At 36.9% G+C, this 17,272-nt stretch carries 13 protein-coding genes; 1 reads left to right on the top strand and 12 read right to left on the bottom strand.

Annotated features, from left to right (window positions below; genetic code table 11):
* Nucleotides 1-57 precede the first annotated feature (57 nt).
* The 8 genes from HMPREF9699_RS09925 to HMPREF9699_RS09960 all read right to left on the bottom strand — a co-directional run bounded on the left by HMPREF9699_RS09925 (nucleotide 58) and on the right by HMPREF9699_RS09960 (nucleotide 8,876).
* Nucleotides 58-1,236: a thiolase family protein gene (locus tag HMPREF9699_RS09925; protein ID WP_002664469.1), complete on the bottom strand. Its 1,179-nt coding sequence runs from the start codon at nucleotides 1,234-1,236 to the stop codon at nucleotides 58-60.
* 143 nt (nucleotides 1,237-1,379) lie between these two features.
* A complete protein-coding gene (locus HMPREF9699_RS09930) occupies nucleotides 1,380-1,733 on the bottom strand; it encodes a four helix bundle protein (RefSeq protein ID WP_002664470.1) in 354 nt (117 codons plus the stop codon).
* A gap of 154 nt (nucleotides 1,734-1,887) precedes the next feature.
* The gene (locus tag HMPREF9699_RS09935; RefSeq protein ID WP_002664471.1) at nucleotides 1,888-4,296 is read right to left on the bottom strand and encodes a 3-hydroxyacyl-CoA dehydrogenase/enoyl-CoA hydratase family protein; all 2,409 of its coding nucleotides are present in this window, start codon (nucleotides 4,294-4,296) and stop codon (nucleotides 1,888-1,890) included.
* 83 nt (nucleotides 4,297-4,379) lie between these two features.
* Nucleotides 4,380-4,838 (bottom strand): MarR family winged helix-turn-helix transcriptional regulator, encoded by a 459-nt coding sequence (locus HMPREF9699_RS09940; RefSeq protein ID WP_002664472.1) that lies wholly within the window; start codon nucleotides 4,836-4,838, stop codon nucleotides 4,380-4,382.
* Between the two features lie 109 nt (nucleotides 4,839-4,947).
* The gene (locus HMPREF9699_RS09945) at nucleotides 4,948-5,886 is read right to left on the bottom strand and encodes an ABC transporter ATP-binding protein (RefSeq protein ID WP_002664473.1); all 939 of its coding nucleotides are present in this window, start codon (nucleotides 5,884-5,886) and stop codon (nucleotides 4,948-4,950) included.
* 22 nt (nucleotides 5,887-5,908) lie between these two features.
* Nucleotides 5,909-7,384, bottom strand: coding sequence for a lipopolysaccharide biosynthesis protein (locus HMPREF9699_RS09950; RefSeq protein WP_002664474.1), 1,476 nt, complete (start codon nucleotides 7,382-7,384; stop codon nucleotides 5,909-5,911).
* Nucleotides 7,385-7,449: 65 nt separating this feature from the next.
* A complete protein-coding gene (locus HMPREF9699_RS09955; RefSeq protein ID WP_002664475.1) occupies nucleotides 7,450-8,142 on the bottom strand; it encodes a ZIP family metal transporter in 693 nt (230 codons plus the stop codon).
* On the bottom strand, nucleotides 8,139-8,876 hold the full coding sequence (locus HMPREF9699_RS09960; protein WP_002664476.1) for a class I SAM-dependent methyltransferase: 738 nt from the start codon (nucleotides 8,874-8,876) through the stop codon (nucleotides 8,139-8,141). Before HMPREF9699_RS09960 ends, HMPREF9699_RS09955 begins: the two co-directional genes overlap by 4 nt.
* 74 nt (nucleotides 8,877-8,950) lie before the next feature.
* Between HMPREF9699_RS09960 and HMPREF9699_RS09965 the strand changes: the two genes are divergently transcribed.
* On the top strand, nucleotides 8,951-10,114 hold the full coding sequence (locus HMPREF9699_RS09965) for a THUMP domain-containing class I SAM-dependent RNA methyltransferase (RefSeq protein WP_002664478.1): 1,164 nt from the start codon (nucleotides 8,951-8,953) through the stop codon (nucleotides 10,112-10,114).
* Between the two features lie 147 nt (nucleotides 10,115-10,261).
* Here HMPREF9699_RS09965 and HMPREF9699_RS10870 read toward each other — a convergent pair whose 3' ends face one another.
* From HMPREF9699_RS10870 to HMPREF9699_RS09985, 4 genes are all read right to left on the bottom strand, one after another.
* Nucleotides 10,262-12,349 carry a hypothetical protein gene (locus HMPREF9699_RS10870; protein ID WP_002664480.1) on the bottom strand — a complete coding sequence of 696 codons (2,088 nt, stop codon included), beginning with the start codon at nucleotides 12,347-12,349 and terminating at the stop codon, nucleotides 10,262-10,264.
* A 220-nt stretch (nucleotides 12,350-12,569) separates the two neighbouring features.
* Nucleotides 12,570-12,956, bottom strand: a complete 387-nt coding sequence (locus HMPREF9699_RS09975) for an HU family DNA-binding protein (protein WP_002664482.1) — start codon at nucleotides 12,954-12,956, stop codon at nucleotides 12,570-12,572.
* A 942-nt stretch (nucleotides 12,957-13,898) separates the two neighbouring features.
* Nucleotides 13,899-14,327 (bottom strand): hypothetical protein, encoded by a 429-nt coding sequence (locus tag HMPREF9699_RS09980; protein ID WP_034985944.1) that lies wholly within the window; start codon nucleotides 14,325-14,327, stop codon nucleotides 13,899-13,901.
* Complete coding sequence (locus HMPREF9699_RS09985; RefSeq protein WP_245946128.1) at nucleotides 14,327-17,140, bottom strand: T9SS type A sorting domain-containing protein; 2,814 nt, start codon at nucleotides 17,138-17,140, stop codon at nucleotides 14,327-14,329. Before HMPREF9699_RS09985 ends, HMPREF9699_RS09980 begins: the two co-directional genes overlap by 1 nt.
* Nucleotides 17,141-17,272 lie beyond the last annotated feature (132 nt).

The following is a 17,272-nucleotide window of genomic DNA, read 5'->3' on the forward strand; positions in this document are numbered from 1 at the left end:
TCCCTTATAAGTCTTTATACGCTATACTTTGTACATCGTACTTTACACTTTGTACAATTACATGATTTCAAAGATGGATGCTGCTCCCTGTCCTGTTCCTACACACATGGTTACCATACCGTATTTGTTACCTCTTCGTTTCATTTCATCAATGAGCTGAACGGTAAGTTTTGTCCCCGTACAACCGAGTGGATGCCCCAAAGCGATAGCTCCCCCATTCACATTGAGAATTTCAGGATTAAGGTCAAGTTCTTTTCTAATGGCAACGGATTGAGAAGCAAAAGCTTCATTAAGCTCTATTAATTCAATATCATTCAATGCCAGCCCAGCTTGTTTCAGTGCTTTGGGAATAGCGTGAATAGGCCCCATTCCCATAATTCTCGGTTCAAGACCCGCCGCAGCATAAGCCACCAATCGAGCTTCGGGTTCTAATCCTAGCTCCTTTACCATATCTTCGCTCATCACAATAACGAAGGCCGCCCCGTCACTCATTTGGGACGAATTTCCTGCCGTTACGCTTCCTCCATTGGCAAAAACAGGTTTCAGCCTTGCCAGTCCCTCCAAAGAAGTGTCTTTTCTTGGACCTTCATCTATGGCGAAATCAAATTTCTTGGTCTGAAGTTTTTGGTTTTCATCTACAAAAGTATGCTCCACAGGAATTGGGACGATTTGATTCACAAATTTCCCTTCTTCCAACGCCTTCAATGCCTTCTGATGGGAATAAAATGCGAACTCATCTTGTTCTTCTCTGGTAATACCGAACTCCTTCGCCACCGCCTCTGCAGTGTAGCCCATTCCCCAATAGTAGTCGGGGTTAGTTTTAGCGATATTCGTTTCTGGCACAGGCTTGTATCCGCCCATAGGGATGTAGCTCATAGATTCTGTCCCCCCTGCGATGATACAATCTGCCATACCTGCCTGAATCTTAGCAGAAGCAATAGCGATAGCCTCAGAACCCGATGCACAATATCTATTCACGGTTACCCCTGGCACTTTATCGGTATTAAGTCCCATGAGGGAGATGAGTCTGGCAACATTAAGTCCCTGCTCTGCTTCGGGCATTGCATTTCCCACGATGAGGTCATCTATTCTATTTTTATCTAACTGTGGCACCGCTTCCATAAGTTTTTCTATTACAGTAGCGGCCATAATGTCTGGTCTAGTAAATCTTAGACTTCCTTTAGGTGCTTTACCCACGGCAGTTCTAAACCCTTTTATAATGTATGCTGGTTTCATATTCTTTTTGTTTTATTGTATAATGTACTAAGTATAATGTACTAAGTATAATGATTTTTTATTATACAACAACTTTATTCTTATATTAATATTATACTGGTACAAAGTATGATGACTTTACTTTTATAATGTGCAAAATTTTGCTATTGCTTTAGCTTGTTTATCAGTTTTATAAGCATATTCTGAATATATCTCAAATCACTAAATATATTTTCAAAACATTCTTTTGAAATGTAATCCAAGTTATTAGCTACAATCAATTGAGTTTCAAATTCAAATGATGATGCCAAAGCAATGGATAAAAATTGAACAAACTGTTTATCCGTCTCTCTTCCTGCTCCTTCGGCTATATTAGACGCTATGGAAATCAAACTTCTCCGAGACTGCGAGGTCAATCCGAACACTTCCTCTTTCGGAAAATCTCTAGACACGCTATAGTAAGTTGTAGTAAGAGCCATCGCTTTTTTCCAAACTTCCAATTCTCTGAAATTATGCATTTTTAATTGTATAGTGCTGGTTAATTGTTCAATACAGTATTAATGTATTATAAGCCTACAATATGGTTATAATTTTTATTTTCTTAATACATTAATTTACAATCTTATATCTTTATACCTTTTACATTGTACTTTATACAATGAAAAAATCAATTTAATTTCTCAATGGTTTTCCTTTTTGGAGCATGTATTGGATTCTTTCTAGCGTTTTTCTTTCTCCGCAGAGCTGTAAGAATGCTTCTCGCTCTAAGTTAAGGAGATATTGTTCTGATACTTGCGTTTGTTCTGAGAGATTTCCTCCTGCCATTACGAAAGCGAGTTTATCTGCAATTTTCTTATCGTGTTCTGAGATGAAATTCCCTGCCAACATCTGATCCGTACCTACATAAAACATTCCCAAAGCATCTTTACCTAAGACGGTTACTTTCTGCTGTATCGGCTGGGTATAGCCTTGCTCAGCCATTGCTAATGCTACGGATTTTGCCGTTTGGATTTGGGTATTTTTATTCACTACGATAAGGTCTTTACCTTTTTCCAAAATATGCATATCCATAGCTTCATATGCAGAGGTAGCCACTTTACCCATTGCGATATTCATAAAAGCATCTCTCAGTCTATTATTTTTCACATCGTCTTTCACAAAATCTCTGGAAGTTCTTAGCGTCATTTCCTTAGTTCCACCGCCTCCAGGGATTACTCCTACGCCTACTTCTACCAATCCGATATAAGTTTCTGCGGCAGCTACCACTCTATCCGCATGAAGTGTCATTTCACAACCTCCCCCAAGGGTCATTCCAAAAGGAGCCACCACTACTGGTACGAAGGAATATCTCACTCTCATCATAGATTTTTGGAAATAAGCAATTGCCATGTTAAGGTCATCCCAGTCTTGCTCCACGGCCATCATAAGAATCATGGCTAAGTTGGCTCCTACGGAGAAATTCGCTCCTTGATTGGCAATAACTAAACCATCGTATTCCTTTTCTGCAAGGTCTATGGCACGATTGAGCCCATCCAAAACTTCCCCACCTAAGGAGTTCATTTTAGAACGAATTTCAAAATTGATAATTCCGTCTCCTAAATCTTGAATAGCCGCTCCAGAATTACTCCATAGCGTTTTATTTTTTCGGATATTATCTAATATGATGAACTGCTCATGCCCTGGAATTTGGGCGTATTCTTTTTTCTCTTTGTCAAAGAAAAGGGTAAGCCCTCCATCATTAACTTGATAAAAAGAGCCGTTATTTTCCGCAAGTTCTTTCACCCAGTCAGATACAATATATCCTGCTTCATTAGCCAGCTCTACGCCTTTTTTTATTCCTACGGCGTCCCAAATTTCAAAAGGTCCATTCTCCCAGCCGAACCCTGCACGCATGGCATCATCTATCTTATAAATTTCGTCTGAAATCTCAGGCACTTTGTGAGAAACATAAGCAAACAATGCACCTAGCGACTTTTTATACAGTTCCGATGCCTTATCCTTTCCACCAATCAGCACCTTAAATCGGTCTATTGGCTTGTCAATGTTTTTGGTAAGCTCTAGCGTAGGAAAATTAGATTTAGCTTGTGCTGAATATTCTAATGTCTCCAAATTCAGCTCATGAATTTCTGATTTCCCCTCTGCATTTTTTACTTTTTTATAAAAGCCTCCTTCTGTTTTAGCTCCTAACCATTTATTACTCACCATGGTTTGGATATAGTCTGGCAACTGGAATACATCATTAAAATTTTGTGCTTCCATACCGCTCTTATGCACCCCTTTTGCCACCATGACGAGAGTATCCAAGCCTACCACATCTGCCGTTCTGAATGTAGCAGATTTCGGCCTTCCTATGATAGGCCCTGTAAGTTTATCTACCTCTGATACGGTAAGGCCTAATTTCCTCACATTATGAAGTAAGTCCATCATGCTAAATACACCTATTCTATTCGCTATGAAAGCAGGGGTATCTTTAGCGATGACTGTGGTTTTCCCTAAAAACTTCGTTCCGTATTCTTTATAAAATTCTACAATTTCTGGGGCAGTATCTTTAGTAGGAATCACCTCTAAAAGTGGTAAATACCGTACAGGATTAAAAAAGTGGGTTCCTGCGAAATGCTTTTTAAAATCATCACTTCGCCCTTCAGTAAGGAGATGAATAGGTATTCCTGAAGTATTAGAAGACACCAAAGTACCTTCTTTCCGAAACTGCTCTATCTTTTCATAAACCGATTTTTTAATATCTAATCTTTCCACCACGACTTCGATAATCCAATCGGTATTTTTTATTTTGTGTAAATCATCATCAAAATTCCCTACTGTAATCCGCTCTGCAAACTTTGGAGAATACAGCAAAGCAGGACTTGATTTTTTTAATTTTTCAAAATTCTCAGTAGCAATTCTATTTCTGAACGCTTTGCTTTCTTCGGTCAGTCCTTTTTTTCGTTCGGTGTCAGAGAGTTCATTTGGGACGATGTCCAGCATAAGCACTTCCACACCGATATTAGCAAAATGTGCGGCAATTCCACTCCCCATAATTCCAGAACCTAAAACCGTAATGTGCTTGATTCTTCTTTTTTTCATATATGATAGGTTTTATATTTACCTTTTATTTTCCCTTAACAAGTACAATAAAAAGATACAACTGTTTTACAATAATTTTTCTATTATTTTTTATTCTTAGCAATCGCATCAAGGGCAAGGCTCAAGATGGTATCCATTACCTCTTTAAATACCTCTAATTTTTCAGCATCTATTTTATCCACAATCATCTTATTAAAAGAAAGTACCATTTCTTTAGAAATATTTCTCGCATTTACCCCTTTTTCTGTAAGTTTAATAAAAACCTCTCTTTTATCATCACTTCCTTTATCTTTATAGATATATTCCCCATCTTCCAAAAGTTTAATAATTCTAGTAAGCGAAGTAGGCTCTATTGCCATTTTAGGCCCCAAATCCGTACTACGAGTACCATGTTTAGGGTCTATTTTCAGCAATGTCAATGCTTGTACCGTAGTGGAATCATACGCCTGAGCGATTTCAGAATACATTTTAGAAACTGCCAACCATGTTTGTTTCAAGATGAGATCTATACTCTCTACTTTTTCATTCGTTAAATTGTTCATAATATCATATTTTACTCAAAGGTAGCAAATATTATGCACGCATAATAACAAACAATGTTAAAATAATGTTAAATTTTAGCAAATCCAATAATAAAAGAAATATTATTTTTTAAAATCCTATTTTTTTAAGAAGTTCAATTGTTTCAAATAAATTATTTACTATGTATTCTTTTTGATTATCCAAAAAAGAAATAAAAATTTGACGATTCTTAAAAACAATATTTACCGAAGATAAATCAGTAGAAAAATTCTTCTGTAATGCTTTTACCATCAGCTCAATATGCTCCACATCGCCTTGAATATTAGGAGGAATAAAAGCAGATGAAAATAAGGGGGAGTGTTCAGTAAAAAAATCTTTCTTCATCCTCTGCACATCTTCCGAAAGCCCTGAGTACAGCTTACCATTATCTATAAGCCAAAGAAAATCCGCATACTGCATTGCCATTCGCCAATCATGAGAAGAAAGAAGAATAGACTTATCATACGCTTGAGCTATTTCTCTAAGCAATTCCAAAAGGATGATTTTGTTTTTTTGATCAAGGTGCGTAGTAGGCTCATCTAATAATAACACAGGCGTTTCTTGAGCCAATGCCATTCCTATCAAGGATTTTTGGAGGTTACCATCAGAGAGTTCACGAATATGAGTATATCTATACCGCTCAAGATGAAGCATATCAATAATGTCATGAATATTCTGTTCATCTTTCTTGGACAAACGAAAATAATAAGGGTAATGAACAAATTTCCCGAGTGCAATTAAATCAAACACGGTGTACTGATCAGGAATTTTAGATTTAGAAAATACCACTGCCATTTTCAGTGCTATTTCTTTAGCTGTCATTTGACCAATAGACCTCTGATCCAAAAAAATAGCCCCATCCAAAAGAGGTAATTGTCCAAGCATGGATTTTAATAATGTGGTCTTGCCCACTCCATTATCTCCTACCAAAAGCGTTACTTTCCCTGTATGCAATTCCGCATGTGGGATATCTACCAACGGATAATGATACCCTATTTTGGCGTTGGAAATGATGAGATGGTGAGCCATAAAATAACATTTTTATCGAAAATTATTTTCCAAAAAGTTTTTTCAGGAATCCCTTATTCAGGTATTCATCCAATGGCATAAGCTTAAAAAAATGATTTCCCAAAAGCACTATACCTATCGCCACCAATGGCTTGTAGATTAAATTGACCAAAGGATATCTAAATTCAGGTAAATATGTAGCAATAATTACCGATAGAAAAGAAATGATTGCCAGCAATATCATCTCTATGGTAATAGGATGTACATTAAATTTTTTATAATTAAAGACCAACTTAATTACATTATACAATAAAAGAGAAATTGCCGTAGCCAATGCCACTCCTACTATCCCTAAATCTGTAAATGAAAGAAAAAGATAATTGGTAAAAATAGTAAGAAAAGCGAGAAGTAGCATCACCAAAATATTGAATCGGTAATACTTAGAAAGAGAAATAATATTCCCATTAAACCCCGTAGCCAGATCTATGAGAATAGCAGAACCCAAAATCCAAATAACAGGCTCTGACTCTAAAAGATACATTCCATTTTTAATGAACATAGTGAGATAAGGAAACCCTGACAATAAACCTGTGAATAATAGCGTTCCTAAGAAAAATAAACTCAGCGAAGTCTTCTTATGAAATTTATCCAATGCTTCCATATTATTCTCCTCCAAGTAAGTGTTAATAATGGGAGCCGAGATACTAAAAAGCCCCAATTGAGGCATAGAAATCAAAGAAATAATTCCTAAAATAGTACTGTAAATACCTACTTCCTGCATGCTGATATAATCACCTATCATCACTTTGTCAATTTTAATAGCAATAAAGTTACCGATATTACCTAGGAAACTAAAAAAACTATAATTAAGGAACGATTTATAAAAACCATCTTTCTTAATAAAATCTGTACCGGTATCCCACTGAAACTTTTCTAATCGCTGTAGATACATCCAATAGCCCAGCAGAGCCATAAAAAACACCCCTAAAAATATCCCCAAAGAAATAGCACTTACCACACCCAATATAAACGCACTGAATGCCAAAACATTCGCCATCTTAGGAAAAATATTTTCAAAAATATTAGGAATGGCTATTCGCTTAAAATTACTGGCATAACGATTACATAAATGAGATAATGATAATATTAAAACCAAAGGCAAAATGTACCACTTATAATTCCATCGTTCACTGAACTGCAATGAAGGAAAAAGCCAGTGGATACCGAAAAAAAGCAATGAAAATAAAAGAAAATTAAAAACTATCATCCCCAAAGAAAGAAAGAAAATATTCTGATGCTTCCCCAGACTGTGAGTATGATAAAAAAATTTCACATTAGCATAAGAGATACCAAATACCACGATAGGAACAAAAATCTCAGCCATAGACATAATGTAGCTAAGTGTCCCATAAAACTCAAAATGATAAGGAAAAAGAAAATAAGTAGAAAGTGCACCGAGCAAAAACCCAGCATACCCCACCATCGTATATTTTATGCCCTGCCTCGCCACTACACTCATGGTACAAAGATAAGATTTAAAATTTCAAACCCACGGAGAAAAAAAATGTTTCAGCCTCTGGTTTATTAATGTTCATGCCCTACGAAATGAAACAAAGTAGCCAAAGCAATCCCCAAAACCACAAAACCGATTTTTTTCCAATCAATATTATGATTTTTATTACTTTCAAATATAATGACGGAAGATATATGTAAAAATATCCCTCCCACAATTGCCATAATATAAGGAATATAAGAGACAGGCAGAAAATCTCCCAACCAATACCCCAAAGGTGAAGCAATAGCAAACAGCCCTATAATAAACCATGAGTAAGAGGAAAGTTTCTTATGCCTGAATAAAAATGTACCCAATATAAAAGAAATAGGAACATTATGCACCAATATCCCTTGTAAATAAGGCGAAGCCAAATCTTTTTCATTGGCCAATGGTATCCCTTCTATAAAGGCGTGAATGAAAAGCCCAATTACCAAACCAATAGGTAAAATATTCTTCTCTGTAGGCTGATGGATATGCCCATGCTCAAACCCTTTAGTAAAATTTTCTAAAAACATCTGTAAAACTACGCCCCCCAGCACCCAAAGTCCAATAGAATGCGTATGTGCAGCATAAATGGAGGGAAAAAGCTCATTCATACAAATGGCAATGAGAAAACCCGCACTGAGAATAAGAAAATTTTTGGCTATTTTCTCTTCTTTACCAAAAAAAATTCCCAGCACTACCCCCACTAAAACACTTAGGATTAATAAAACCACCATCATCCTTTCATTTCATTTTTGATAAATACCATTATCGTTCTTGGAGAAGTTTCAGGGTGAAATTCATTCAGCTGATAATCTCCAAATTTCGCTCTTAGATGCAAACCATATTGCTGAGCCAGCTGTTCTATTTCTTGCATGGTATGCAATTTTACTTTTTCAAAAAAATGAAAATCTTCCCCTTGGTCTCTGAAGAAAATATCCTTGATAATGAAAGCGTTTTCTATTCTCCTTTTAATGTGGAAATCCATCCGCTCTCTTCTGATTATTTCAGAAGCAATGAGATTACTCCTCACGAAATCAGCATTCAAAAAATCCAATACAAAAATACCATTCGGCTGGAGCACTTCGGATACGGAACGAAACACTTTATGGTCATCCTGAGCATCATCAAAATAACCAAAGCTCGTAAACAGATTAAATACCGCATTGATATTTTGATACGCCATTGGCATTCTCATGTCATGCACCTCAAATTTCAGCGAATCATTTTCATATTTCTTATTATGAAGAATACTGTTCTCTGACAAATCTAACCCGATGACATCATACCCTAGCCGATTGAGATACAAAGAATGCCTCCCCTTACCACAAGCCAAATCTATTATGCTGCTTTTTTCTGGTAATTGTAAAAATTCTGTGAGCAAATCCAAAAAACGCTCTGCTTCTTTAAAATCTCTGTTACTGTACAAAAGATGATAGTACGGTGTATCAAACCATTTCGCATACCAAGCCATTCGGCAAAAATACTTAATTTTGCAGAAAGAAATATTTTCTTTCTTTCGTTTTTTTCAATTTATATTTTAAACAGATGCAGTTAGACGGAGATTTTTCCATTCAGATAAAAACTTTTTTCGGCTTAGAGGAAGTATTGGCTCAAGAAATAAAACAGCTTGGCGGTAAATCCATAGAAATCAAAAACAGAGCGGTCAACTGCGTGGGAGACCTCGGTTTTCTCTACAAAATCAATTACAGCCTAAGAACGGCACTCAAGATATTGGTGCCTATATCCTCTTTTAAAGCCTTTAACGAACATAAGTTTTACCAAAAATTAAAATCTTTAGACTGGAATAGCTACCTCTCACCTCATCAGTCTTTTGCCATAGATGCTACGGTACACTCTGAAAAGTTTAAACACTCTCAGTTCATGATGCTGAAAATGAAAGATGCCATTGTGGATTTTTTTAGAGACCGATACAGCACTCGCCCCAACATAGACACTCAGAACCCTGACATTAAATTTCATCTCCATATTGATGAAGACAAAGTTACCATTGCATTAGATTCCTCAGGCGAACCCCTCTACAAAAGAGGCTATAGGGTACAGTCTGGAGATGCCCCCATCAATGAAGTACTGGCAGCAGGAATGCTAAAAATAGCAGGATGGGACGGTAAAGGAAATTTCTTAGACCCCATGTGTGGCTCGGGGACACTCCTCATAGAAGCCGCCATGATAGCCATGGAGCTTCCGGCACAGCTATTTAGAAAAAGGTTTGGTTTTCAAAATTGGAAAAATTATGATGGTCACCTCTTTGCTACCATTCGAGAATTTAGGCTAAAAAGAATTCGGGAGTTCAATGGCGTGATACGCGGTTATGACATTGATAACAAAATGCTATCCATTGCCCAAAAAAATATCCTTTCCGCAGAGCTGGAAGATGTGATTACCATAGAAAAGAAAAATTTTTTCGAGAGCAAAAAAGAAAATTTCCCACTGCTCATGGTATTTAATCCGCCTTATGACGAAAGAATCCGTATTCGTCAAGAAGATTTTTATAAAAAAATAGGAGATACTTTTAAACAATCCTATCCCAATACTTTAGCATGGCTCATCAGCTCTGATTTAGAAGCCGTAAAGAAAATAGGACTTCGCCCATCCCGAAAAATAAAACTCTACAACGGAAAATTAGAAACCCGTTTCCTACAATACGAAATGTACGAAGGAACAAAGAAAATACACCGATTTCAAAAATAAAATCACATCTCTAAGTACAATGATTTTAGAAGTTAGAGATTAGAATTTGGAAGTTAGAAAGCTAACTGCCAATGGCTAGAAGCTAAAAACTCACTATCATAAAAAAAGCCCTATCAGAACTAAAACTCTGATAGGGCAAAGTAAAATTTATTGGATTAATTTTTCTAATCTCTCAAGCCTCTGCTTTAAATCTGCAATCTCTGCATCTTTAGCTCTCAATGCTTCTGCTTGTTGCTTATTCACTTTGTCTTGCTCTATGCTGTGCAAATAAAGCTCTTCTATTTTCTCCACATTGGTCAGCTGCGTTTCCATTAAATCTACATAACCTTGTGCCTTAATAGTCTCCGCAGATTTATACCCAGGCAAGTGTCCATTCGCTTTTACAAAATCTTCTACTTGGCTCAATGATTTAAAGTTATAATCTGCCTTGATAGAAGAAGTTCCTGTATAGTACTTTTGGAATACATAATCTGGGAAGATGGTGGCTCCATTAACTCCTTGGAAAGAAGTAGCTCTTACCATTCCTTCATCTGTAATGCTTATTGGGTGAGTAGTTCTGTCTCCATTAGCAGATGTAATGGCAAGCTGTACAGAATTACTCGCTGTATCTGGAACCCATGCAGATCTGATAGTAGTAGAACTACCGATTACCAATTTACCTTCTGCATCTGCATATACTGGACGATTACCTGATCCTGCTAAAGCCGTAGATTTGATACTACCCGCTACATCGAGTTTTTCAGATGGGGTTATAGTGCCGACACCTATATTTCCTGTTGGAGTAATTCTCATTGCCTCTTCTGTTATACCTGAATTAGAGGTAGAAAAAGCGAAACCCGTAAACCCTGAATTTATTCCTCTTACAACATTTATTTTTGCAGAAGAAGCAGGATTATCCGTATAAAGTTCTATAGCTTTACTTACATTATTATTGGTATTATTTCGAGTCCCCAATACCAATAAAGGCGTATCTACATTTCTTTCATTGAATGCATGAATTTTTCCTTTTGGTTCTTTTGTTCCTATACCTAAATTAGATTCTAAATAATTGATTTTATTAGCTCCGCTAATGTAGATTCCATATCTATTAGTCACATTAAACTGAGTCGGATGCCCATCTGCATAGTAGTCATAATAATTAGTAACCGTTCCTGTGAAAGTATCATTGGCTTCTATCCTAGGAGCGTATGCATACATGTTGGTAATATTTCCAGAACCCAAAACTTTAAAATGCACCCTAGAGCCTATAAGATTAGTTACATTTGCTTTGTTTTGAGATAAGATATCCAATCTTGTAAGTCCTACATGAATATTAGATACTATTCCAGCGGACTTTTGTAACATAACCGACCCTGAAGTACCTATAATAGTACCTGTGTTTCCCGCTCCTGCATCCAAAGCTCTTGTTCCTAAAGCAGTTAATTCTGAAGTAGCACCATCATTAAGTTTCGTTGCGGAAAAAAAACCTGTTCTCAGTAGCCGAACACCTAAAGGATAAGATGGAGGTATTGTTACATTATTAGAATGAAATACAATATTAGAGTTCGCTCCTGTGTTATCTTTTAATCCATCAACTTCCAAACGATTTGAAATAAAATCAAAAGATTGATTCCCATCTAATCCTCTATTATATTCTTTACCAGAGGAACTATACATTGAAAAATCTGTTTGTTTTATATCAGAAAAAGAGGTATCTATTGTTTGATTTGTATTATAATCATAATCTACAACGGATGTTTTATTTTTAGGTGTTCGATAAAAACCTTTAGGTGTATAGTGAACATCTTGTTCGATTAACGAGCTTTTAAGGCTTACTTTATTACCATCTTTTTCTATCCAAATTTGCTCAGCACTATCACTCCCCGCTTTCACCCACTCGGTACCGTTGTAATAATAGTACCCTTTTTCCGTAATCTTCGCTACTCTATTATCTACTGTAGCATCACCTGCTACAGTGTAAGTAGCATCCGTAGCATACACTAAAGTACCTTCTACGGGAGCGGCAATATTCGCAATTCTCGTCTTGCTCAGCTTTGGGGCAATAATCCCTTCGTTCGTTTTTGCCTCTACTCTAGCGTTATCACTATTCGGCTGTACATCCATCGTAGCACTCGGCTCTATGGTGTTTACCCCTACTTTACCCCTGTAAGGGTCTTGCTGCTGTTGCTGTGCGTAGCCATAAGTTATAAAACCTAAGAACGCTAACACACTGATCTTGATTGTTGTTTTGTTCATCGTTTTTAAATTTAAAATGTTGATTTATTTTTTTTTATTAAATGATTAAAAGATTGAAAAAATTAAAAGATTCCGTTCATTTCGATGATTTCGATTTTTTTAGATTCTTTAGATTTTTCCCTTTTTTATATATTCTTTTCATAGTCTCAATTCCCTAACTAGGGAATTTCAATTTCCTAACTAGGAAATTATATTTTCCTAGCTAGGAAATTTTCCATCCCTAAGGTGCCTTTTCGTACTTGGCTGTTTTCAGAGCATCTTTCAGCTTTTTACCCGGTGTGAAAAGTATCCTAGAGTCTCTAATGGCACTCGCCGTTACTTCTGATTCCGCCTCCTTACCCTCACTGCTAATGCTCTGACGGAAAGATCCTACCTCTCCCAAGCGTACTATAAAGCCATTGGTAAGCTCATCAGGCAATATATCGGCAAAGGCATACAGCACCGCACGGATGTCTGCCCCGCTTACTGTAGAAATTTTCTCTATTCGCTTCGTCATATCTTCCAGCGTCAGCTCTCCGCTGTACACTGGAGATGCGTAATATTTCTTCGCTCCGCCTCCCGAAACACCCGGTTGGCTCTTCTCAATGGTCTTAAATTTTAGTGACATAGGCTTTTATTATTAATGGATTAAAAAATTAGAGGATTAAAAAATTAAAGGATTCCGTTCGTTTCTATGATTTCGATAATTTTGATTTTTTAGATTCTTTAGACTCTTTAATTTCTTTCCTTTTTCTAGATAATTCCTTATTAAATCCCTATCCTCCCAAAAAACAATTAGTGAACTGTACAAATTAGAAGGGAGACACTGATATCGTATTGATTTTTGTAAAAAGTTCTGGTGAAGGATAGGGAAGGTACTGGTGCAGGTCTCTCCTCTATGGGGTAATGAATAACTATGATGATGACATAGACACAAACAAAATCGCCCCCTTCTCAATGAAGGAGGATATAAATTAAAATATCCGATATTTGCTCGCTCTAGATTTTTTTTATAGATTCCGCGTACACACGCATATTTATATACACTTAGCGAAGGTAAGTGTGTGTGTGTGTGTGTGTGTGTGTGTGTGTGTGTGTGTGTGTGTGTTTACACAATCATTTGAATTGACCAAATTTTTGGCCCACTTTTTTTCAGTATTTTTATATGTGTTGATTGTGTGTAACATAACGAGGCAAAGATAGATAAAGTTTTCTAATACACAAAAAGTTTTTTTATAAGTGGTACAAGACACAAATTTTAGATGTTGAAGATTAGAGATTGTATAATGTACAAAGTAGAATGTATAATGATTTTAGAATTTGGAAGCTAGAAAGCTAAAAGGCTAAAAAGTTAGAAGCCAACTGCTAGCAACCGAAAGCCTCCTTCACATTGCTTCCTGCCTACTGCTTTTAGAAATTAGATGTTGGAAATTAGAATTTAGAGGTTAGAAAAAGCTAACTGTCAAAAGCCAGAAGCCTTTTAAACAAGAAAACAATCACTTCTCTTTTCTTTTTATTTCTTGGATTTTTAAGTCTTTTAGATTTCAATCGCCTATTCGCTAAAAACCTATTAAGGGTACATCTCTTCGTTTGGGTTTCCTTCGAAAAGGGTAAATGTAATAGGAATATGGATAGGTTTTCCCGATTTTTTGTAATGAAGCACGGCTTTTTTCTCATCATGTGCATGATTTTCCTCCACAGATGGAAAATCTGCAGATACCGAATATAGACCTGTAAGATGTATATTCTTTCCTGCATCACTACTCATTTGCATAGGTACTTTCAGCGTACCGAAATGCAATTCAAAGTCTGAAAACTGCTTTGCATCATCTTTCTTTGGGTGGATTTCTAGAGCGTAATGATAAGTCTTCGCTCCTTGCACCCCTCCATGACGAATATAATAGGTGGATGAAAGCACATCTAAAAAAGAGCTCGCTGTGCGAATACTCGCACAGCCAACTCCTAATGCCATCATCATGGTATATATCATTATTTTCATTATCTGATAATTACAGAGGTACTAAATAATTGTTTACCATCTTTCTCCACGGTAAGCATATATGCTCCTTTTGCCAGCTGTACATAGAACTCTTCCATATTCTTCACTTGATGATTCGTGTACACTAGTTTTCCTGAAGCATCAAACATTTTTACCGTAGCTGAATGTACACCTTCTGGCAAACGGACATTCAGGTTCCCTCTGGAAGGGTTAGGATACACAGAACGCAATCTGCTCTTATTCACTTCTTCACTGGTAGAAAGTGTAGAGTTTTGGGTGGTCCATACTCCTCTACCATAGGTAGCTGCCAATACTGTTCTGGTGGATGGTCTATAGTCTAAATCGGTTACCCTTACATTGCCTAGATTACTCGCATATTGAGCCCAAATAGGGTTCGGACTGGTAAAGTTATTCGTTCCCCAGATTCCCATTTCTGTACCTATGATTACTTCATCTGCATCTTCAGCATTTACCAATGCCGTTCTCACAGGCATATCTGGCAAATTTCCATCTTTCTGAAGCCAATTATTTCCACCATCGGTAGTATAGTAAATATTATTAATATTATAATTGGTCATCGTAACGATGATATGCTGCTCATCTGTTCCAAACTCAATATCTGAAATGGAGCCAATACCTGGCGTATTAAGTACCGTAAAGGTAGGATTAGTACCACCGCCATCTGCCACTCTGATGATTCTCCCTTGGTTGGTTCCTGCATAAAGTGTAGAACTTCCCACAGCTGAGTATGGAGAGGCTTTAAGATGAGTAATCTGCTCACTTTGCTGTGCCGTAGCTAAAGTCAAAACACGATTGATAAACGGTGCAGTCTGTGTTCCATTTCCTTGTAACACATTAGGCACTACAAAAATAGAAAGTCCACTTCTGTAAGAGTACATGATATCATTGGTTCTGTCCAGTGCCATTTCATTGATAAAATGCCCCATATTTCTATCATTTGGACTTGTGATGAGATTTCTAGCTACCAGCGTATTTCCTTGGGTAAAAATCTTATAGTGAGAATTGAACACATAGCTGGTAATGAGGTATTCATCTTGGTCATCATAATCTGTGTAGCCTCCATCACCACTTGTAGAAGGGTAATGAGTCAAGAAATTGGCTTGAGCCAAACTTGGAGTGGAAAGCCAAAAACTTCCATTATCCTGAGCTCCTGCAGATAACTCTTCGTTATTCGTAGTTTTGGTAGGGTTAAGTGCCGCTCTATAAATCTGTGTAACATTCAGGCGGTTATTCCTCTTCACAGCACTACTTCCTCCTTGGAAATTATTTTTATTAGGCACATAATACATTCCTCCATCATTCCCGATGAGCATTTCATTGGTATTCGAAGGATTAAACTCTATGACATGCTGGTCTGCATGAATCACTGGGATATTAAGTCCCACGAGATTGTTATTATTAGACCATTTAGTAATCTGCGTCCAAGATTGTCCTCCATTGGTAGATTTAAAAGTATCTATTCCCCCTGCATAGACTGTATTTTGGTCATTCGGGTCCACTTTAATTACCAAATCATAGAAATGCTGCCCTCTGGTAAAGTCATTATTGGGAATACCATTATCTGCATCCACAGGTAATGTAACCACTCCCGTGCCTTCTCCACTATGGTTCCATGTAGTACCTCCATCAGTAGTTTTAGCTATTCTTACGGGCTCTGCTTGAGATACCCCTTGCATCAAAGCATAGACTACATTAGGATTTTGTGGAGAGATGGTAAAGTTCACTCTAGCATTTCCATTTCCATTGGTATATACTTGGGTAAAATTGACCCCATCGGTAGATTTAAAAATCTTACCCCCAGAAGGAAGATTAGAAAATCTAGAAGCCCTTGTACTCACCCATACAGAATTATCTGCTCCTATTTCTATTTGCTGAACAGAATATCCGATGTTAGAAGGGGCATTGGTATTGGGATTAACAATATTAAAATTATCGTTTTTAGTGAAAGTATTTCCACCATCGGTAGAAACATATAACCCTGACTGATACAATCCTTGCCATCCTTCGGAGTAGCCTCCACTTACTCCTACGAAGATTTCAGAAGTACCATTTACATTTCTGATTTTGATATCGTTCACGAAGAAATTACCATTTCTTACTGTATTGGAGTAAGTAGCAGGAATAGTAAAAATCTGTTGCCAAGTTTGTCCTGCATCGGTAGATTTCCAAATTCCAGAGCCTAAGCCATCTCCCGTTTCCACTTCTCCTGTTCCCACATACATGGTTTGCGGATTATTCGGGTCAAAGGCTATACAGTGAATAGAAGTACTCGCCCAAAAAGTACTCAGAGGTGTCCACTCATTATTAGCATCTGCGGGGTCTTGGTTTACCCAAAGTCCTCCCGTAGCACTTCCAGCAAAAGCTCTTCTTCCTGCAGGGTCATTAGGGTCATAAGCAATGGCTCTAATTCTTCCTCCTACGGCATAAGGCCCTCTTTCCACCCAAGGCTGATCAAATCCTCTATCAGTAAAATTTCCTGCATTAAGCAATTTTAATCCTGCTTTTGGGGCGTATTTTCCTCTTTCTATTTCTGTTTTTACTTTCGCTAATTCAGAAAAATAGGTAACCCCCGTAATAGGATCCATGGTTCTTTTATAGTCTTCCATATAGTATCTATCTGGAGGGCTCATCAGCTCATCGGCTTTTCTCTCTAATACACTTTTCACCTTGGCATCATGCCTTTGATAATGTTCTTGAAGTTTTTTCAGTGTCTTTTGCTGTTCTGTTTCCACTTGTGCTGCAACTCCAGCCACCATTCCTACCATGAGGATAGAAGTAATTATTTTATTCATTTTATTATTAAATATTGATAGCAAATATAATGATATTTCATTCAATAAAAATGAGCTCAACATTACTGTCGAACTCATTTTCTGAAAACCTTTTAACTTTTAATAATTTAAATCTTTTAATTTTTAAATCTA

The organism is Bergeyella zoohelcum ATCC 43767 (genome assembly GCF_000301075.1).
Lineage (GTDB): Bacteria > Bacteroidota > Bacteroidia > Flavobacteriales > Weeksellaceae > Bergeyella > Bergeyella zoohelcum.